20 protein-coding genes and 1 pseudogene are annotated in these 16,987 nt (G+C 63.8%); 12 read left to right on the forward strand and 9 right to left on the reverse strand.

The window, feature by feature from the left end; genetic code table 11:
• Positions 1–4 precede the first annotated feature (4 nt).
• Together ACJ8IM_RS06555 and ACJ8IM_RS06560 are read right to left on the reverse strand one after the other, a co-directional pair.
• Complete coding sequence (locus ACJ8IM_RS06555) at positions 5–550, reverse strand: antibiotic biosynthesis monooxygenase (RefSeq protein WP_033637617.1); 546 nt, start codon at positions 548–550, stop codon at positions 5–7.
• A gap of 48 nt (positions 551–598) precedes the next feature.
• The gene (locus tag ACJ8IM_RS06560; RefSeq protein ID WP_033637618.1) at positions 599–1,243 is read right to left on the reverse strand and encodes a hydrolase; all 645 of its coding nucleotides are present in this window, start codon (positions 1,241–1,243) and stop codon (positions 599–601) included.
• A gap of 140 nt (positions 1,244–1,383) precedes the next feature.
• On the opposite strand from ACJ8IM_RS06560, the gene ACJ8IM_RS06565 reads away from it, so the two are divergent.
• The 8 genes from ACJ8IM_RS06565 (at position 1,384) to ACJ8IM_RS06600 (ending at position 8,596) form a co-directional block, all read left to right on the forward strand.
• Entirely contained in the window at positions 1,384–2,295 is a 912-nt protein-coding gene (locus tag ACJ8IM_RS06565; RefSeq protein WP_033653427.1) for a LysR substrate-binding domain-containing protein, read from the forward strand.
• Between the two features lie 62 nt (positions 2,296–2,357).
• Positions 2,358–2,726 carry a cell envelope integrity TolA C-terminal domain-containing protein gene (locus ACJ8IM_RS06570; RefSeq protein WP_033653426.1) on the forward strand — a complete coding sequence of 123 codons (369 nt, stop codon included), beginning with the start codon at positions 2,358–2,360 and terminating at the stop codon, positions 2,724–2,726.
• 154 nt (positions 2,727–2,880) lie between these two features.
• On the forward strand, positions 2,881–3,912 hold the full coding sequence (locus ACJ8IM_RS06575; protein ID WP_033653425.1) for a fatty acid desaturase: 1,032 nt from the start codon (positions 2,881–2,883) through the stop codon (positions 3,910–3,912).
• A gap of 40 nt (positions 3,913–3,952) precedes the next feature.
• The gene (osmF, locus tag ACJ8IM_RS06580; protein WP_033637621.1) at positions 3,953–4,882 is read left to right on the forward strand and encodes a glycine betaine ABC transporter substrate-binding protein OsmF; all 930 of its coding nucleotides are present in this window, start codon (positions 3,953–3,955) and stop codon (positions 4,880–4,882) included.
• A gap of 61 nt (positions 4,883–4,943) precedes the next feature.
• The gene (locus ACJ8IM_RS06585) at positions 4,944–6,104 is read left to right on the forward strand and encodes an ABC transporter permease (RefSeq protein WP_033637622.1); all 1,161 of its coding nucleotides are present in this window, start codon (positions 4,944–4,946) and stop codon (positions 6,102–6,104) included.
• Entirely contained in the window at positions 6,101–7,036 is a 936-nt protein-coding gene (locus tag ACJ8IM_RS06590) for an ABC transporter ATP-binding protein (RefSeq protein WP_033653424.1), read from the forward strand. Before ACJ8IM_RS06585 ends, ACJ8IM_RS06590 begins: the two co-directional genes overlap by 4 nt.
• Complete coding sequence (locus ACJ8IM_RS06595; RefSeq protein ID WP_033637624.1) at positions 7,033–7,806, forward strand: ABC transporter permease; 774 nt, start codon at positions 7,033–7,035, stop codon at positions 7,804–7,806. Before ACJ8IM_RS06590 ends, ACJ8IM_RS06595 begins: the two co-directional genes overlap by 4 nt.
• Before the next feature lie 28 nt (positions 7,807–7,834).
• Complete coding sequence (locus tag ACJ8IM_RS06600; protein ID WP_080289897.1) at positions 7,835–8,596, forward strand: phosphate/phosphite/phosphonate ABC transporter substrate-binding protein; 762 nt, start codon at positions 7,835–7,837, stop codon at positions 8,594–8,596.
• A gap of 6 nt (positions 8,597–8,602) precedes the next feature.
• On the opposite strand, the pseudogene ACJ8IM_RS06605 reads toward ACJ8IM_RS06600, so the two are convergent.
• From ACJ8IM_RS06605 to ACJ8IM_RS06625, 5 genes and pseudogenes are all read right to left on the reverse strand, one after another.
• Positions 8,603–8,683: pseudogene (locus ACJ8IM_RS06605) on the reverse strand (SDR family oxidoreductase); the annotation flags it as partial.
• Positions 8,684–8,865: 182 nt separating this feature from the next.
• A complete protein-coding gene (locus ACJ8IM_RS06610) occupies positions 8,866–9,042 on the reverse strand; it encodes a hypothetical protein (protein ID WP_016928550.1) in 177 nt (58 codons plus the stop codon).
• Positions 9,043–9,148: 106 nt separating this feature from the next.
• The gene (gene yedA / locus ACJ8IM_RS06615; RefSeq protein ID WP_033646923.1) at positions 9,149–10,069 is read right to left on the reverse strand and encodes a drug/metabolite exporter YedA; all 921 of its coding nucleotides are present in this window, start codon (positions 10,067–10,069) and stop codon (positions 9,149–9,151) included.
• Between the two features lie 110 nt (positions 10,070–10,179).
• Positions 10,180–10,674 (reverse strand): DUF2878 domain-containing protein, encoded by a 495-nt coding sequence (locus ACJ8IM_RS06620; RefSeq protein WP_033646919.1) that lies wholly within the window; start codon positions 10,672–10,674, stop codon positions 10,180–10,182.
• Positions 10,675–10,851: 177 nt separating this feature from the next.
• Positions 10,852–11,505, reverse strand: coding sequence for a helix-turn-helix transcriptional regulator (locus ACJ8IM_RS06625; RefSeq protein WP_033653420.1), 654 nt, complete (start codon positions 11,503–11,505; stop codon positions 10,852–10,854).
• A gap of 103 nt (positions 11,506–11,608) precedes the next feature.
• Between ACJ8IM_RS06625 and ACJ8IM_RS06630 the strand changes: the two genes are divergently transcribed.
• From ACJ8IM_RS06630 to ACJ8IM_RS06645, 4 genes are all read left to right on the forward strand, one after another.
• Positions 11,609–13,063 (forward strand): MFS transporter, encoded by a 1,455-nt coding sequence (locus ACJ8IM_RS06630; RefSeq protein WP_033653419.1) that lies wholly within the window; start codon positions 11,609–11,611, stop codon positions 13,061–13,063.
• Between the two features lie 186 nt (positions 13,064–13,249).
• The gene (locus ACJ8IM_RS06635) at positions 13,250–13,819 is read left to right on the forward strand and encodes a helix-turn-helix domain-containing protein (RefSeq protein WP_033653418.1); all 570 of its coding nucleotides are present in this window, start codon (positions 13,250–13,252) and stop codon (positions 13,817–13,819) included.
• Positions 13,820–13,821: 2 nt separating this feature from the next.
• Positions 13,822–14,340: a GNAT family N-acetyltransferase gene (locus ACJ8IM_RS06640; protein WP_033653417.1), complete on the forward strand. Its 519-nt coding sequence runs from the start codon at positions 13,822–13,824 to the stop codon at positions 14,338–14,340.
• Positions 14,341–14,405: 65 nt separating this feature from the next.
• Entirely contained in the window at positions 14,406–14,792 is a 387-nt protein-coding gene (locus ACJ8IM_RS06645; RefSeq protein WP_229601690.1) for a GNAT family N-acetyltransferase, read from the forward strand.
• A gap of 382 nt (positions 14,793–15,174) precedes the next feature.
• Here ACJ8IM_RS06645 and ACJ8IM_RS06650 read toward each other — a convergent pair whose 3' ends face one another.
• The gene (locus tag ACJ8IM_RS06650; protein WP_033646913.1) at positions 15,175–16,005 is read right to left on the reverse strand and encodes a 5'-nucleotidase, lipoprotein e(P4) family; all 831 of its coding nucleotides are present in this window, start codon (positions 16,003–16,005) and stop codon (positions 15,175–15,177) included.
• Between the two features lie 17 nt (positions 16,006–16,022).
• Positions 16,023–16,874, reverse strand: a complete 852-nt coding sequence (locus tag ACJ8IM_RS06655; protein ID WP_033653416.1) for a GNAT family N-acetyltransferase — start codon at positions 16,872–16,874, stop codon at positions 16,023–16,025.
• Between the last annotated feature and the right edge of the window lie 113 nt (positions 16,875–16,987).

Here is a 16,987-nt window from a genome sequence, read left to right on the forward strand (position 1 = left end):
CCGCCTAGCGGCGGGTCAGCCATTGATGAAAAACGCGGGTCACGATAGGCATCCACAGGTACACCACCAGGGCGACCACGGTGGCGTCATTGAGAAAATGGCCGAGCAGCGTGCCGTTCAGCTGCGGCAGCGCCAACCCCCAAAACCAGGGCACCAGATTGGTGGAAGGGAAGATCACCAGCAGGGTGATGATGAACTGCTTCCACTGGGGCGGCTGGCGCACGCCGGGGCTGGGCGGGGTAAACCAGAACTCCGCGCCGGGGCGGATCTCGATATGGTCGCTCTCCAGCAACAGCGGGGTGACTTCTTCGATGTATTGCTTGCGCAGCGGCGAGTGGATCCAGCGGTACAGATTGTCGAGGTTGTCGAAGCGGACCAGCACCGTATAGGCCTGCTCGTCGCCGGAAGGGCGAATCACGTTGACGCCCAAATGGCCGGTGAAGCCCGCGGCGTCGGGCATGATGCGGTTCAGCCAGGCCTCATAGGCCTGCTCGTTCCCCGGCGCCAAACGGTGGGTGATCACCAGCGTGACATGCTGCGGATGGGCCATAAAACCGACTCCTGAAAATACCCCGGCGCGGGGCCGGGGCAAGGGGAATTATTTCAGCGTGCGGGCCGGTGCGTGGTGCACCATGGTGTAAGCGTAGTCGACGCCCATGCCGTACGCGCCGCTGTGCTCGCGCACCAGCGCCATCACCGCGTCGTAGGTGTCTTTGCGCGCCCAGTCGCGCTGGTACTCCAGCAGCACCTGCTGCCAGGTCACCGGCACGGCGCCGGCCTGCACCATGCGATCGATCGAACGCTCGTGCGCATCGACGGAGGTGCCGCCGGAGGTGTCGGTCACCACATACACTTCATAGCCGGCTTCCAGCGCCATCAGCGCCGGGAAGGTCAGGCACACTTCGGTCCACAGCGCGGAGATCACCAGCTTTTTGCGGCCGGTGGCTTCCACGGCTTTAACGAAGGCCGCGTCTTCCCAGGAGTTCATCGAGGTGCGTTCAATCGGGGTGATTTCCGGGTGTACCGCCAGCAGTTCCGGCCAGATATAGCCGCTGAAGCTTTCGGTTTCTACCGAGGTGAAAAGGGTTGGCACGTTGAAAATCTTGCCCGCCTTCGCCAAACCAACAACGTTGTTTTTCAGTTGCTGACGATCAATATTAGCCACGCCGAAGGCCATTTGCGGTTGATGGTCGATAAAAATCAGTGCGGAGTTGTCTTTATCAAGCAGTTGAAACTTGGACATAATTTACCTTCCCAGTGATATTTCGGTTGAACATCTGATGAGTGTAACGCCGATAAAACGCATGGTAGGCAGAGGGCGATTTCAAAGATACCGCAGAATTTTTGCCGACTTGTTGAGTTTTTTTATACACGGGAGAAAGCATGAGATTAAACCTGGAAGCGCTGCTGATTTTGGACGCGCTGGACCGGCACGGATCTTTCGCCGCCGCGGCCGCCGCACTGTTTAAAACCCCTTCGGCACTCAGCTATATGGTGCAAAAGCTGGAGAACGATCTCGACATCACCCTGCTGGATCGCTCCGGCCACCGGGCGAAGTTCACCGATACCGGTAAGTTGATGCTGGAAAAAGGGCGGGTGTTGCTGCGGGCGGCGCAGGATCTGGAGCAGCAGGCGCGCTACGTGGAGAACGGCTGGGAAAGCGAGATCACGCTCGGGATCGATGCCTCCTTCCCGTTTGCCCGCCTGTTGCCGCTGATCGACGAGTTCTATCGGCAGCATCACCATACCCGGCTGCGTTTCAGCCACGAGGTGCTGGCCGGCTCTTGGGAATCGCTGGTTTACGGCTGCGCCGACATTATCATCGGCGCCATCTGCGAGCCGCCGTCGCGGGTGGGTTATGCGTTCAGCCGCCTGGGGCAGTTGGATTACGTGTTCGCCGTCGCGCCACAGCATCCGCTGGCGGCGCTGCCGGAACCGTTGCCGAAGGATGAGATCCGTCAGCACCGGGCGGTGGTGGTGCGCGATACCTCACGGGTCAACGCGCCGCAGAGCCTGAACCTGCTGGAAGAACAGGATACGCTGACGGTCTTCGGCTTCGACGCCAAGCTGCATGCGCAGTTGGCCGGGCTGGGCTGCGGCTATCTGCCGCGTTCGCTGGCGGAACCTTACCTGAACAGCGGCGAACTGGTGGCGAAACGCGTTGAATCTGAGCGCTGCAGCGACGTTGCCTATTTCGGCTGGCGGGAAAGCGCCAGCGGTCTGGCGGCGAAGTGGTGGCGCGAGCGGCTGCAGCGTTACGCGGATGACGGCGAGGCTTACCCGGCGGCGCAGTGATCGCCGTCATATGCAGTGATCGCCGTCATATAAGGATTAACAACCCAATAAGGATATAGGGAATGAAAAAGACACTAAGCCTGTTGGCGCTGTTGCTGTTAAGCGGCTGCGGCGCCGGGCGTCAGGCCGGCATCCCGTTGCCGCAGCCGCAGGCCGGGGCGCAGGCCACGGCGCCGCTCAGCTATCCGGTGCGGGTGCATAACGCGGTGAGCCGCGAGCTGCGTTTGCCTGAACGCGCGCGCGGCCAACGCTGCACCATCAGCATTCGGCTGCTGCCGGACGGCAAGCTGGCGAGCAGCAAGATCGTAAGAGGCGACGCGCCCCTGTGCGCAGCGGCGAGCGCGGCGGTGCAGCGCGCGCAGTTTCCGCCGATGGCCAACGCCACCGAGTATGCGCTGTTCAACGCCGTGGTGCTCGATTTCGTTCCCTGAAGATGTGACCGACGGGCCGCCTGCGCGGCCCGTTTTTTCGCTTTAACGCGTACGCAACCCGCTGAATTTTCACTTAGCTTTGCCATTTTCGTTATTTTGAATGCCGCTACGGCTCACGGATACTGGGAGAAAATCTCTTACCGCGAGCCGCAGCATGTCCCACGCCCTCTATTTACACCCCGAACAGCGCGAACGAATCAGGCAGCTTTATCGGCGCCGGCATTGGCGGCTGGAGCTGCCCACCTGGGGGATCATGGCGGCGGTGTACGGCGGCTGGTTCGGCGTGGCGCTGGGCTGGCAAACGCTGGGCCCGTGGCTTGGCGCGCCGCTGCTGATCCTGCTGACCACCTGGTACATGTCGTTACAGCACGAGCTGATCCACGGCCATCCGACGCGCTGGCCGCGCGTCAATCAGCTGTTCGGCCTGTTGCCGCTGGCGGTGTGGTATCCCTACGGGCTGTATCGCGATTCGCATCTGCGCCACCACCGCAACGACCACCTGACCGATCCGCACGAAGATCCCGAAAGCTATTACTTCAGCGCCGCGCAGTGGCGGCGCTATCCCCGGCTGCTGCCGCTGCTGGCCGCCGTGCGCAATACGCTGATCGGCCGGGTGCTCCTTGGCCCGGCGCTGGATATCGCCGCGACCCTGGCCGGGGCGGTGAAAGCGCTTGCCGCCGGGGAGTGGCGCGTCTGGACGAGGTGGTTGGTGCACCTGTCGCTGTTGGCGATGCTGCTCGACTGGCTGCAGGCGCAGGGTATCGGCGCGGCGTTTTACCTGCTGGCCATCAGCTACCCGGCGCTGGCGCTGACCAAGGTAAGATCGTTTTTTGAGCATCGCGCCGTGGACGCACCGCAGGCACGTTCTATTATTAATGAGGCGGGTTGGCCGTGGCGGCTGCTGTTTCTCAATCTGAACTACCATTTAGTGCATCACGATCTGCCCGGCCTGCCCTGGTATGGTTTGCGCGAAGTCTATCTGGCGGAGCGCGAGGCGTACCAGCGCCGCAGCCAGGGATTTGTCGCGCAAGGCTACGGCGAGTGGCTGCGCGATTACGCCCTGACGCCGATCGACGTCGGCGTGCATCCGTTGCGCGCCGGTGAACCGCAAAGGGAGGGCGATGCCCTGCCGACGGAAAAATTTATTGCGCGCTGGAAGCGCGTTTCTCAGGATTTTCCAACCTAACCGGCCCATGAGCCGGAAAACGTATAACCAGAGGAAAAGTATGGCAATCACCTTATCACGCGGACGTTCCTTTGCCGTCGCGCTGGCCCTGCTGGCCACCGGCGGTCTGGCGCAGGCGGCCGACTCGGTGCGCGTCGGCTCCAAGATCGACACCGAAGGTTCGCTGCTCGGCAACATCATCGTGCAGGTGCTGGAAGCCAACGGCATCCAGACCACCAACAAGCTGCAGCTCGGCACCACCAAGGTGCTGCGCGGCGCCATCACCTCCGGCGAGATCGACATCTACCCGGAATACACCGGCAACGGCGCGTTTTTCTTCTCCGATGAGAAAGATCCGGCGTGGAAGAACGCCCAGGCCGGTTTCGAGAAGGTGAAGCAACTCGACTACGACAAAAACAAAATCGTCTGGTTGGACGCGGCGCCGGCCAACAACACCTGGACCATCGCCATTCGCCAGGACGTGGCGGAGGCCAATCACCTGAAGACGCTGTCGGATCTCGGCAAGTGGATCAACGGCGGCGGCAAGTTCAAGCTGGCGGCCTCGGCGGAATTTATCGAGCGGCCGGATGCGCTGCCGGCGTTCCAGAATGCCTACGGCTTCAAGCTGAATCAGGATCAGCTGCTGTCCCTGGCCGGCGGCGATACGGCGGTGACCATCAAGGCGGCGGCGGAGCAGACCTCCGGCGTCAACGCGGCGATGGCCTACGGCACCGATGGCCCGGTGGCGGCGCTGGGGCTGCAGACGCTGGCGGATCCGAAAGGCGTACAGCCGATCTACGCGCCGGCGCCGATCGTGCGCGAAGCGGCCCTGAAGGCGCACGCCAATCTGCCTGAGCTGCTGAAGCCGGTGTTCGCCTCGCTGGACGGGCCGACGCTGCAAAAACTCAACGCGCAGATCGCCGTGGAAGGCCAGGACGCCAAACAGGTGGCGGCCGCTTACCTGAAAGAGAAAGGGTTTGTTAAGGGATAATGCCGAGGTGCCCCCTCTGCCGTCGGGAGAGGGGGTAAACCGAGGGAACCGGAGCGTTTCTTTGACTATCGCCGTAAAACATCGCGTCTTGTTGACGCTGTTCATGCTGTTGCTGCTGGCCGCGTTCGGCCTGCCGTTCCTCAGTTATGCCCCCAATCGCCTGTTGTCGGGCAAAAGCCTCTCCTTGTTCTCCCTGCTGCACGGCCCGGCGCTGTGGCTGCTGTTGCCGCTGGCGGCATTGGCGATCCTCAGCCTGTTGCCGCCGACGCGGGGACGGGCGCTGCTGGCGGCGCTGGCCGCCTGCGGGGTGCTGACGCTGGCCTTCTGGATCAGCGGGCAGGCCGCCGGGCGTCTGGCGCAGGAGGGATCGCGCCTGGCGCGCACCTCCTGGGGCAGCGGATGCTGGCTGACGATGGCGCTGAGCCTGCTGATCGCCGCCGACGCCATGGCGCGCATCACCGCGTCGCACCTGTGGCGCATGCTGGGCAACGCGCTGGTGCTGGTGCCGCCGGCGCTGCTGCTGTTCGGGCATCAGCTCGATCAGCTGTCGCTGCTGAAGGAGTACCACAATCGTCAGGAGGTGTTTGACGCCGCGCTGCTGCAGCACCTGACCATTCTGCTGGCGACGATGGCGCCGGCGCTGGCGATCGGCGTGCCGCTCGGGGTGCTGTGTTTTCGCTCCGAGCGCTGGCAGCGGCCGATTTTCTCCGCGCTGAACATTATCCAGACCGTGCCGTCCATTGCGCTGTTCGGCCTGCTGATCGCGCCGTTGGCGGGGCTGGCGACGGCGGTGCCCTGGCTGGCAGAACACGGCGTCAGCGGCATCGGCATGGCGCCGGCGATCGTGGCGCTGGTGCTGTATGCACTGTTGCCGCTGGTGCGCAGCGTGGTGGCGGGGCTGCAAAGCGTGCCGGCGGGGGTGATCGAATCCGCCACCGGCATGGGGCTGACGCGCGGGCAGATCTTCCTGCGCGTGCAGCTACCGTTGGCGCTGCCGCTGTTCCTGACCGGCGTGCGCATTCTGGCGGTGCAAACCGTCGGCATGGCGGTGGTGGCGGCGCTGATCGGCGCCGGCGGCTTTGGCGCCATCGTCTTTCAGGGGCTGCTCAGCAGCGCGCTGGATCTGGTTCTGCTGGGGGTGATCCCGGTGGTCATGATGGCGGTCATCGTCGATTCGCTGTTTAAATTTTGGGTTTCAATCCTGGACGTATCGCGCCGATGATTCACTTTGAGCAAGTCAGCAAAATTTTTCAGGGCAAGCCGGCGGTAGACGATCTCACGCTGCACATCGCCGAGGGCGAATTCACCGTGTTGATCGGCACCTCGGGTTCCGGCAAGTCCACGACGTTAAAAATGATCAATCGCCTGATCGAGCACGATCGGGGCAAGATTCTCTTTGCCGGCGAAGAGATCCAGTCGTTCAAACCGCAGGATCTGCGGCGGCGCATGGGCTATGCGATCCAATCGATCGGCCTGTTTCCGCACTGGACGGTGGAGGAAAACATTGCCACCGTGCCGCAGCTGCTGAAATGGCCGCGCGCGCGCATTCGCGATCGGGTAACCGAACTGCTGGAGCTGTTGCATCTGGAGCCGGATCTGTTTCGCCGTCGCTATCCGCACCAGCTGTCCGGCGGGCAGCAGCAACGGGTAGGGGTGGCGCGCGCGCTGGCCGCCGATCCCGAGGTGTTGCTGATGGACGAACCGTTCGGCGCGCTGGATCCGGTCACCCGCGCGGCGTTGCAGGCGGAGATCGCGCGCATCCATCAGCTCTCCGACCGCACTATCGTGTTGGTGACGCACGACATCGACGAGGCGCTGGGCTTGGCGGATCGCCTGGTGCTGCTCGATCAGGGGCGGGTGGTGCAACAGGGCACGCCGCTGGCGCTGCTGACCGCGCCGGCCAACGACTTCGTGCGGGACTTCTTCGGGCGCAGCGATCGCGGCATCAAGCTGCTGTCGCTGGGAACGGTGGCGGAGCGAGTGCGGCCCGGCGCCGCCGAGGGCGAGCCGATCGCCGCCGCCATGAGCCTGCGCGAGGCGCTGTCGGTGTTTGTGGCGCGCGGCAGCGACTGCCTGCCGGTGGTGGATGAACGGGGCGAAGCGTTGGGGGTGTTGCACTTCAACGATCTGATCGCCGGGCAGGCGCTGTCATGAGCGGGCGCATCTGGCGCCTGCTGCGCGATCCGCTGCCCTGGACGCTGGCGCTGCTGTTGGCGCTGGTGTTCGGCATGGATCATCTGCGCGGCCTGTTTGCCGCCTGGTTCCCCGATCTGGAACGGCCCATTTATCAGCAGGACAGCTTTATCGCGCTGGTGGGGGCGCACCTGTCGCTGGTGGCGATCTCCAGCCTGATCGCGGTGGCTCTCGGCGTGGCGGCCGGCGTGGCGGTAACCCGGCGCAGCGGCCGGGAGTTTCGTTCGCTGGTGGAAACGGTGGTGGCGGTGGGGCAGACCTTCCCGCCGGTAGCGGTGCTGGCGGTAGCGGTGCCGGTGATGGGCTTCAGCGAACAGCCGGCGATCATTGCGCTGGTGCTGTACGGCCTGCTGCCGATCTTGCAGGGCACGCTGGCGGGCATCGAATCGGTGCCGCCCGCCACGCGCGAGATTGCCCGCGGCGTGGGGATGAGCGCCTGGCAAATTCTGTGGCGGGTCGAATTGCCGCTGGCGGCGCCGGTGATCGTCGCCGGGATCCGCACGTCGGTGATCATTAACATCGGCACGGCGGCCATCGCTTCCACCGTCGGCACCAAGACCCTCGGCTCGCCGATCATCATCGGTCTGAGCGGCTTTAACACCGCCTATGTGATCCAGGGCGCGGCGGTGGTGGCATTGTTGGCTATTATCACCGATATGCTGTTCGAACGTTGGGTGCGTTATCTCACCGCCTGGCGTCAGCAGACGCTGGCGACCACTCCGGCGGGGTAAGGGGGAAATGATGCAGGTGTCTCTACCGATGTACGGCGTTGGCCGGGAGCAGGCCGAATCTTTCTGGCAGGTATTGCGCGACAAGCTGCTGCGCCTGGGGCTGCCGGCGGCGCCGGAGCGGCTCAGCTGGCCGGACGATTTGGCGCAGCACTGGCGGCGCGACGATCTGCTGCTCAGCCAAACCTGCGGTTATCCGTTGGTCAGCACTCTGCCGCAGGTGCAGCTGATCGGCACCTACCATTATCGGGTTGAGGGGTGCGACGGGCCGAATTACCGCAGCTGGCTGGTGGTGCGCGCGGGCGACCCCGGCGAACGGTTGGCGGATTTTCGCGGCCGGACGGCGGCCTATAACAGCACCGATTCCCAATCCGGCTACAACGGCCTGCGCGCGCTGATCGCGCCGCTGGCGCAGGACGGGAAATTCTTTGGTGCGGCGATTGCCTCCGGCGCGCATTATCAGTCGCTGAAGCTGATCCGCAGCGGGCAGGCGGATATCGCCGCCATCGATTCAATCAGCATGGAACTGCTGCGCCGGGCGCAGCCGCAGGCGCTGGAGGGGCTGAAAATCATCGGCCGCACGGCGGCGGTGCCCGGTCTGCCGCTGATCACCGCGGCGGGTACGCCGCCGGAACAGGTGGAAATCCTGCGCGCCGGTGCCCGGGCGATGCTGGATGAGGCGGTCAGCGACCGCCTGCTGATCGGCGATTTCAGCCTGGTGCCGCGTTCGGCCTACCAGATTATCACCGTGCTGGAACAGCAGGCCGCCGCGCAGGGCGTGACGGCGCTCTAGCCGCCGTTACAGCAGGCCGCCGCCGTCGATGTCGATCGCGCTGCCGGTGACGAAGCCGTTCTCCATCGCCAGCAGGTAACCCGCCGCGCGTCGGCCTGCATCAGGCGCAGCGCGTCGTTTTTCTCCCCGGCGTGGGGAAGGCGGCTATGGCGCGGTGAGGAACTGCTCGAAATGCCTGGTGCCCGCATCGCTCGCCGGTGTCGGAACGCGTCAGGCGGCTGCAGCACTTTTTACAGCTGCGCTGCCAGCGGCCAGCGCTGGCTGGACGATCACTTGGCCTGAAGGGTTTCGGTTTGCGCCGGCGTGGCGGCGGCATCCCCGGCAGGCGCGCTTTCTTCGTGCGGGGTGGTGGAACGGGTGTAGATGTTCAGCCCGGCGAGGAATACGCCGCCCAAAGAACCGAAGGCGCACAGGGCGATGACGATGACGAACGCTTTTTTCAGCATAGGAATAATTTCGCAGGTTGCTTGGAACAGCGGGAATTATAGCCCCTTCGCCGGGTGAAACAAGAATCGTTTTTAACGGCGGCCCGCAGACCGCCCTTTGCGATCGCTACCGTTCGCTGTCGATGGCCTGCACGCGGGCCGGGCGGGCGAACAGGTATTTTCCCAGCGTCACCAGCACCACCGCCGCCACGATGATCACCAGCGCCAGCCACTCGCGCGGCGCCAGCGATTCGCCGGCAAAGCCGATGCCGAGCAGCACCGCCACCACCGGGTTGACGTAGGCGTAGCTGGTGGCGACCGCCGGGCGCACGTTCTTCAACAAGAACATATAGGCGCTGATCGCCAGCATCGAGCCGAAGACGATCAGATAGCCCAGCGCCAGAAAGCCGCCGGTGCTCGGCATCTGAGTCAGACGCTCGCCGCTCAGCTGACTGGCTGCCAATAACACCACGCCGGCGACCAGCATTTCCGCCGCGCCGGCCATCGGCCCGGCCGGCAGCGAGATGCGCGATCCCAGTACCGACCCGAAGGCCCAGCTGGCCGACGCCAGCAAAATCAGCAGCGCGCCGGTCGGGTTGCCCACCAGGTTGTTGCCGGTATTAAGCAGCACGATGCCCACCAGACCTAGCGCGATGCCGGCCCATTCCAGTTTGGTGTTGCGCATCCCCCACAGCAGGCTGAAGCAGAGGGTGAACAGCGGCACCGTCGCCACCATCACCGCGGCGATGCCGGACGGCACGTGTTGGTGCTCCGCCACCGTCACCAGGCCGTTGCCCACCGCCAGCAGCAGAATGCCGATGGCGCCGGCGGCCAGCCACTGCTTCGGCGTCGGCAGCGCGTGGCCGCGCCAGGCCAGGAAACTGAACAGCACGATGCCGGCAACGAGAAAGCGAATGCCGGCCATCATCAGCGGCGGCCACTGCGCGACGCCGAGGCGAATGACGAAATAGGTGGAACCCCAAACGATATATAACGTGAACAACGCCCCGATCAACGGCAGGACGCTACGGCTTTGTTGGCTAAGCATAGGGATATGTTTTTGCAGGGGTGATTATTATTAGAACGATCAGTAAACCCGATCGGGCAACCGATAAGCAATGGCTTTCGGCATTATTTTTCCCGGCCGCCGCCCGCCGTTCAGCTGTCCCGCCGCTTCCACTGCAGCCAGCTGACGGCCGGCAGGTAAATCGACCAGCCGACGGCCAGCAGCAGCAGCATGAACTCCGGCGGCACGCCGGGCAGCAAGGCGTCCAGTTTCCAGGACACGGCGTAGGCGAAGGGGCCGGCGGCGGCGCCCAGCACCGCTAGCGGCCAGGGGGCCGCTCTGACCACGTCCAGCAGCCAATACCACCAGCAGCCGAAGCCGATCCACAGCGCGATGGTCCAGAGCGGCAGGCCGTGTTGCCCGCTGTAGTGCAGCACGCCGCTGTAGCTCCACAGCCCATCCATGCCGATACCGCCCAGGGCGGCCAGGGCCGCGCCTTTGCGGCGGGCGGCCGGGGTAAAGATCAGCGCCAGCGCCGCGCCGGCCAGCAGGATGCCGTTGAGCCGATCGCGAGTCAGCAGCGCCAGCAGCCAGCAGACGCCCAGTCCCAGCGTCGCCAGCCAGAATCCGGCATGCGGCTTCTTCATCGTTCAACTCCCGTGGGGTTACTCTGCCGCTGCGCGCCAGGCGCCGACGGATTTGCCAGAGCGAGCGCGAGGCCCGCTGTTGGTCTGAATATGCGTTAATTCAACCTTAGAAGGGAAGGTGCGGGATGCACAAGCAGAATAATCTGTACCGGTTGAAAACGTGGGCAAAAACCAGTGTTAAAGGAGCGAAATCCGGTAGGCGCAGCGGCGCGAGCCGGCCAGAATGTGTTCGGCGCGCTCCACCTGCGCCTGCAGCACTTCGGTGAAGATGCTCAGCTCCGCCCGGCAGAAGCCCTGGCAGACGGTGGCGGCGGCGCAGATCGGGCAGTGGTTTTCCACCAGCAGATAGGAACCGTCCTCCTCCTGACGCCATTCGGCCATATAGCCTTCGCGGCAGCGGATTTCGGTCAGGCGCGCCACGCGCTCCTGCAGATCGGCGGCGCCGATCATCGCCTGCTTGTAGTTGATGCGGTTTTCCTGCTCGCGGGTCTCGATCAGCACGTCGAGCGCCTGTTCGCCCAGCTTGTCGCGCACGGTGCGCAGCAGCTGCACGGTCAGATCCGCATGGGTGTCGGGAAAGCGCGCGTTGCCGGCCGAGGTCAAATGCCACAGCTGCACCGGGCGGCCTACGCCGCGCGTTTCCGCCACCGCTTCGACCAGCCCCTCTTTCGCCAGCTTGACGAACTGCTGGCGGGCCGCCTCACCGGTGGTGCCGAGCACCTTTCCTGCGTCAGAAGCTTGCTGTGGGCCGCGGGTTTTCAATAGCGTCAGCAAGCGGTCACTGACCGATTGTGCGGTGCTGCCGCTATTTTCCAAGTTTATTCTTGACATATTTCTCCGCCTCGCCCTAACTTATTCCAAGATAACTCTTGTTAAATTTAACGCAATCTTATGACCAACTCAATGCCATTCCTCTGAAAACAGGACGACAACCGTGATAACCCATGACGATAGCCGCTGGAGCGACCTTTTCTCCGGCAAAAATGCGGCCAGTGCGATCGCGCTTTCGCTCGGCGTGGCGCTGCATGCCATCAATATTCTGGTCGCCACCACCATTCTGCCCTCGGTGGTGCAGGATATCGGCGGTCTGGATCTCTACGCCTGGAACACCACGCTGTTCGTGGTGGCGTCGATCCTCGGTTCCGCGCTGTCGGCCCGGCTGCTCAGCGGCTACGGCGCGCGCAGCGCCTATCTGGTGGCTTCGCTGTTCTTCATCGCCGGGGCGGCGCTGTGCGCGCTGGCGCCGAGCATGCCGGTGATGCTGATCGGCCGTACGGTGCAGGGCTTCGGCGGCGGGCTGATCTTTGCGCTCTCCTACGCGATGATCAACCTGGTGTTCGAGCAGCGATTGTGGCCGCGTGCCATGGCGCTCATCTCGGCGATGTGGGGCATCGCCACCCTGGTGGGGCCGGCGGTGGGCGGCATTTTCGCCGAGCTGAACGCCTGGCGTTGGGCCTTCGGCATTCTGCTGCCGATCATGGCGCTGTACGCCGCATTTACCTTCCTCATCCTGCCCAAGGGCAAAGCGCAGCAGGCGGCCGCGCCGTTGCCGACCGCGCAGCTGCTGTTGCTGACCGTGGCGGTGCTGGCGGTGTCCGCCGGCAGTCTGGCGCACAGCGCCTGGATCAACCTGGCGGGCATCGCGCTCTCGCTGGTGCTGATGGCCTGGCTGCTGAAGCGCGAAGCGCACTCGCGCGCCCGCCTGTTGCCGCACGGCGCGCTGCGGCGCGGCTCATCGCTGGCGGCGCTCTACATCACGACCGCGTTGCTGGTGATCGGCATGACCAGCGAGATCTTCGTGCCCTATTTTCTGCAGCTGCTGCACGGCCAGTCGCCGCTGATCTCCGGCTATATTGCCGCCGCCATGGCCGCCGGCTGGACGCTGTCCGAGATCCTCAGCTCAGGTTGGCGCGGGGCGGGCATTCGCCGGGCGATCGTCAGCGGGCCGCTGTTTGTGCTGGTGGGGCTGCTGGCGCTGGCGATCCTGATGCCGGTGCCGTCCGGCGGCCACTGGCAGGCGCTGGCGCCGATCGTCATTGCGCTGTTGCTGGTGGGGTTCGGCATCGGCTTCGGCTGGCCGCACCTGCTGACGCGCATTTTGCAGGTGGCGCCCGAAGCGGACAAAGATATCGCCGGCGCTTCGATTACCACGGTGCAGCTGTTCGCCACCGCATTCGGTGCGGCGCTGGCCGGGATGATCGCCAATCTGGCGGGGCTGAACGATCCGGGCGGCGCGGCGGGCGCGGCGTCGGCGGCGCGTTGGCTGTTCCTGGCGTTCGCGCTGGCGCCGCTGCTGGCGGTATTCAGCGCCTGGCGCTGCGCGGCGATCGCGCCGCCGAGCGCCGAGACGGGCAATCTTGTACAAAACCCGCCCTCGCGCGAGTGCTAGAACGCTCCTCCTTCTTCGATAGTGTTTGCCGGTGATAGTGGCGTTCTTGCTGCGCAGTATGCTGGCGGTGGTGTTGCTGAGCATGCTGATATTCATCGCGCTGCGCGGCATTTTTTAAAATCCGCTTGCCATATCTCTAATTTGAGATTATTTCTCTTATATGGGATTTCAAGGCGAGTGCGAGCGATGGATAACGGTTTGGAGACTGCCGACCTGAGGTTGGCGCAGCGGCTGGCGGATTTGCGCCAGCAGCAGGGATGGTCGCTGGAGGAGTTGGCGCAGCGCACCGGCCTCAGCCGGGCGACGCTCTCGCGGGTGGAGCGTGCCGAAACCAGCCCGACGGCGTCGCTGCTGAACCGGCTGTGCGCCGCCTACGGGTTGACCATGTCGCGCCTGTTGAGCGAAATCGAAGACGAACCGCCGGAGCTGTTGCGGCCGCCGCAACAGCCGGTATGGGTCGATCGCACCAGCGGTTTCCACCGTCGCTCCGTTTCTCCTCCCGCCGCGCTGTATAAGGCCGAGTTTATCGAAGCCCGGCTCGATGCCGGCGCGCAGATTGATTACGACCTGCCGTCGATACCGGCGCTGGAGCATCACCTCTGGCTGCTGTCCGGGCAACTGGAGCTGACGTTGGAAGGGCGCGTTTTCCGGCTGTCGCCCGGCGATTGCCTGCGCTACCGCCTGTTCGGCGCGTCCCGTTTCCATGTCCCCGGCGATGAGCCGGCCCATTACACGCTCGTTATCTGCAGGCCATAGCCATGATTGAATTGCAACAGTGGGGCGCCGACGCGGCGCAAAGCGCCGTGGCCGACTTGGCCGAGATGCTGCACGCCAGCGTGGCGCACGGCGCCAGCATCGGTTTTGTCATGCCCTTTACGGTGGAGCAGGCGCGGGCATTTTGGCAGGGGTTGCTGCCGGCCCTGGCGCGGGGAGAGCGTGCGATGCTGGTGGCGCTGGCGAACGGTCGGCCGGTCGGCGCCGTGCAACTGCTGTTGGCGATGCCGGACAACGGCCGCCACCGGGCGGAAGTGGCCAAGCTGATGGTGCACCCGCAGGCGCGGCGGCAGGGCGTCGCCCGGCAGTTGATGCAGGAAGTGCAGGCGCTGGCGGCGCGTCATCGCCGCAGCCTGCTGGTGCTGGACACCCTGAGCGGCAGCGCGGCGCAGGGGTTGTACCGCCAATTGGGGTTCGAGGCGGCGGGCGACATTCCGCATTACGCCCGCGCCAGCGACGGCGGGGCGTTGGAAGCCACCTGCTATATGTACAAACTGCTGTGACTCTTCGAATACTATTAAGTGAAGTCGATAGCTCAGACGCGTTGGCGCTGATGGCGGAATTGTCGATGCAACTGGCTGAGATCACCGGCGATAGCGGTACATCCTCGTTTGATCCTGCTTCTATAGAAGCGGATGGAGGTTGTTTTATGTTGGTACGCAATGCTGCCGATGAAGCCGTAGCTTGTGGGGCGCTGCGTCGATTAACTTCTGGCGTTGCGGAGTTAAAACGGATGTATGTACGTGAGCCTGGCAATGGTATTGGTCGTAAATTATTACATGCTCTGGAACAACAGGCTCGATGGTTGGGGTATCGCCAACTGTGGCTGGAAACTCGAAGAGTGAACCTGCGTGCCATCAAGTTTTATCTGGCTCAGGGGTATCGGATACGCGAAAACTATGGCCGTTATCGAGGTAACCCGCAGGCGGTCTGTTTCGAAAAAGTTCTGGAATGATGTTGTAACTCCCCATAGCCATTTGACCTTGAAGATCCGTGCCTTGCTGCTTAGGTTACGGCCAGATTAAATCAAAGAACGGATGCCGCTATGGTTTTCGGACGGTTAAAATCGAGAGGGTTAAGGGATGAACTACTCTGATATTGCTGAAAGGATAGTGAAAGTGCTTGCTTCACCGGGAAGCGTTGTGGGATTGGCTTCACAGGGCAGTGCCGATACCGATTTCTCACATTTCTTATACCCGCAATCAAAAATTTGAGCATACGCATTTCTTTATGTTCATGCCGCCGAGCCAATATCCCCATTTGTTCGGCGGCATGCTCCGTTAATCCCTTTTTGACAAAATATTAGGTTATATGGTTTTTTTCTCCCTATTCCTGAATCAGCGCCCGCTCCAGGCTTTGATCGCCTGTTGGCGCACCTGCAGCTTCTGCTGCGGCGTCAGCTTGTTGTAGTCGCGGGCCAGTCCGCTTTCCCAATCGCCGTACAGCGGGTTGGGCAGCACGATGAATTCAGTGCCGAACTTGTTCTGGTTCTCGCTGACGAACGCCCGGCGCTGCGCGTTGTCCTGGTGGTAAGTCGCGGCGCCGAAGTCGTTCAGGTTGTCGCCCGCGTACACCACGATGTCGTAGCCGGCTTGTTTGATGGCGTCGAAGCGCGCCTGCTTATTGGAGGTATCGGTGCTGAGCAGCACGGTCTTTTCCGACATGCCGGTGAAACCGAGCTTCTGCATGTTGGCCACCGTGGCGGCGTATTCGCTCTGCTTGCGGTTCGACACGTAGAACATCGTGCCCTGATGGGCGTTGACGTAGCGGGCGAACGACACCGCGCCCGGCACCGCGCCGGCCTGTTCGGCCTGCGTCCATTTGGCCCAGGTGGCGCCGTCGTATGGCTGGCCCTGCTGCGCCTGCCAGCCGGAGTAGGCGCTGTTGTCCAGCATGGTTTCATCCAGATCGACCACCACCGCCTTTTTACGGCCCGGCGCGGCCCTGGCCTGATCGAAGGCGCGCTGCGCGCTGTTGAACGCCTGATGCGCCAGCGCGCGGTATTCGCCGGACTGTTGGAACCAGTTCACCGCCAGCACCGACTGATCCGCCAGCCGCTGCTGGGCCTGCGCGTCGGTGTGCGGCGGCTGCGCGCAACCGGCCAACGTCAGCAGCGCGACGCCAATCGCCGCGCCGAGGGTGAGTGTCCTTGCCTGTTTTCCTGCCATCGTTATCTCTCTCGGTTTTATTCTTGTGGGCTGTCCAGCAGCATATCCATCTCGAACTGGCGCAGGGGATCCTGCCGCCAGCCAAGATGCGTAAAGAAGGGGGCGGCCACCTCGGGCACAACGACGTTGGCAGTCAGCGGCAAAGGGGCGAACCGTGTTTGCAGGGCGGCCAGCAAGGCGCGCGCATGCCCCTGGCCGCGGTGCTGCGGCGGCACGTAGATCAGGCGCAGCCAGCAGTGCTCGGCGCCGGGCATCACCACGGCGTAGGCCTGACGATTGAGCGTATAGGCTTGCGGTTTGCCCGGCAGCTTGAACAGCGATTCGGGGGCGATCAGCCAGGGCAGATCGGTGGCGCCTTCCGCCGTCAGGCGATGGCTGACGGTCAGCGGATCGACCGCCTGCAGTTCCGCCGTGCCTGGCGGCGCTTCCGCTGGCGCCTGATGGCCGGTCAGGGTGCGCACGATGCGCAGCCCGGCGCGGTGGTACAGCGCCAGCGCGGCGTCGTTGCCTTCGATCACTTCCAGCGACAGCCGCCGGTCGCCGCGGTGGCGGGCGTCTGCCACCAGCCGCTGCATCAGCGTCTTGCCCAGGCCCTGGCCGCGCATCTCCGGGCGCACGGAAAAGGCCGCGACCCGGCTGTGCCGGCCGCGGCGGGCGATCAGCGCCACCGCCACCGGTTCATGGCGGTGGGTGACGATCAGGCTGTCGTTCAGGCTGAGATCTTCGGCGCCGAAACGGGCGGCGAAGGTCGGCCCGTCGACAACAAAGCGCACGATGTAGTTTTCAAAGCAGTGGCTGAGGATGTTCGCCAGTTCGTCGCTGCTGTAGCGCAGGGCGTTGTGGAAGTCGAAGCGTCCGTCGTTATGCATGGCTGATTTCGCTCGGGGAGAAAACTATACATGTAGACCCGTTTTTTTTGCAAGGCAAGCGGGGGGATTGGACAGGGGGAAAATAAAAACAAAAAAGCCGGACGCAGCCGCCC

This window comes from Serratia sp. CY33525, assembly GCF_052169115.1.
Taxonomy (GTDB): domain Bacteria; phylum Pseudomonadota; class Gammaproteobacteria; order Enterobacterales; family Enterobacteriaceae; genus Serratia; species Serratia sarumanii.

Coding starts and splice junctions, on each gene's coding strand:
- ACJ8IM_RS06570 (WP_033653426.1), top strand. CDS start 2,358: ATGAAAAAGACACTAAGCCTGTTGGCGCTGTTGCTGTTAAGCGGCTGC.
- ACJ8IM_RS06640 (WP_033653417.1), top strand. CDS start 13,822: ATGATTGAATTGCAACAGTGGGGCGCCGACGCGGCGCAAAGCGCCGTG.
- yedA (WP_033646923.1), bottom strand. CDS start 10,069: ATGCTTAGCCAACAAAGCCGTAGCGTCCTGCCGTTGATCGGGGCGTTG.
- ACJ8IM_RS06600 (WP_080289897.1), top strand. CDS start 7,835: ATGTACGGCGTTGGCCGGGAGCAGGCCGAATCTTTCTGGCAGGTATTG.
- ACJ8IM_RS06610 (WP_016928550.1), bottom strand. CDS start 9,042: ATGCTGAAAAAAGCGTTCGTCATCGTCATCGCCCTGTGCGCCTTCGGT.
- ACJ8IM_RS06565 (WP_033653427.1), top strand. CDS start 1,384: ATGAGATTAAACCTGGAAGCGCTGCTGATTTTGGACGCGCTGGACCGG.
- ACJ8IM_RS06595 (WP_033637624.1), top strand. CDS start 7,033: ATGAGCGGGCGCATCTGGCGCCTGCTGCGCGATCCGCTGCCCTGGACG.
- ACJ8IM_RS06560 (WP_033637618.1), bottom strand. CDS start 1,243: ATGTCCAAGTTTCAACTGCTTGATAAAGACAACTCCGCACTGATTTTT.
- ACJ8IM_RS06625 (WP_033653420.1), bottom strand. CDS start 11,505: ATGTCAAGAATAAACTTGGAAAATAGCGGCAGCACCGCACAATCGGTC.
- ACJ8IM_RS06650 (WP_033646913.1), bottom strand. CDS start 16,005: ATGGCAGGAAAACAGGCAAGGACACTCACCCTCGGCGCGGCGATTGGC.
- ACJ8IM_RS06620 (WP_033646919.1), bottom strand. CDS start 10,674: ATGAAGAAGCCGCATGCCGGATTCTGGCTGGCGACGCTGGGACTGGGC.
- ACJ8IM_RS06555 (WP_033637617.1), bottom strand. CDS start 550: ATGGCCCATCCGCAGCATGTCACGCTGGTGATCACCCACCGTTTGGCG.
- ACJ8IM_RS06590 (WP_033653424.1), top strand. CDS start 6,101: ATGATTCACTTTGAGCAAGTCAGCAAAATTTTTCAGGGCAAGCCGGCG.
- ACJ8IM_RS06645 (WP_229601690.1), top strand. CDS start 14,406: ATGCAACTGGCTGAGATCACCGGCGATAGCGGTACATCCTCGTTTGAT.
- ACJ8IM_RS06635 (WP_033653418.1), top strand. CDS start 13,250: ATGGATAACGGTTTGGAGACTGCCGACCTGAGGTTGGCGCAGCGGCTG.
- osmF (WP_033637621.1), top strand. CDS start 3,953: ATGGCAATCACCTTATCACGCGGACGTTCCTTTGCCGTCGCGCTGGCC.
- ACJ8IM_RS06655 (WP_033653416.1), bottom strand. CDS start 16,874: ATGCATAACGACGGACGCTTCGACTTCCACAACGCCCTGCGCTACAGC.
- ACJ8IM_RS06575 (WP_033653425.1), top strand. CDS start 2,881: ATGTCCCACGCCCTCTATTTACACCCCGAACAGCGCGAACGAATCAGG.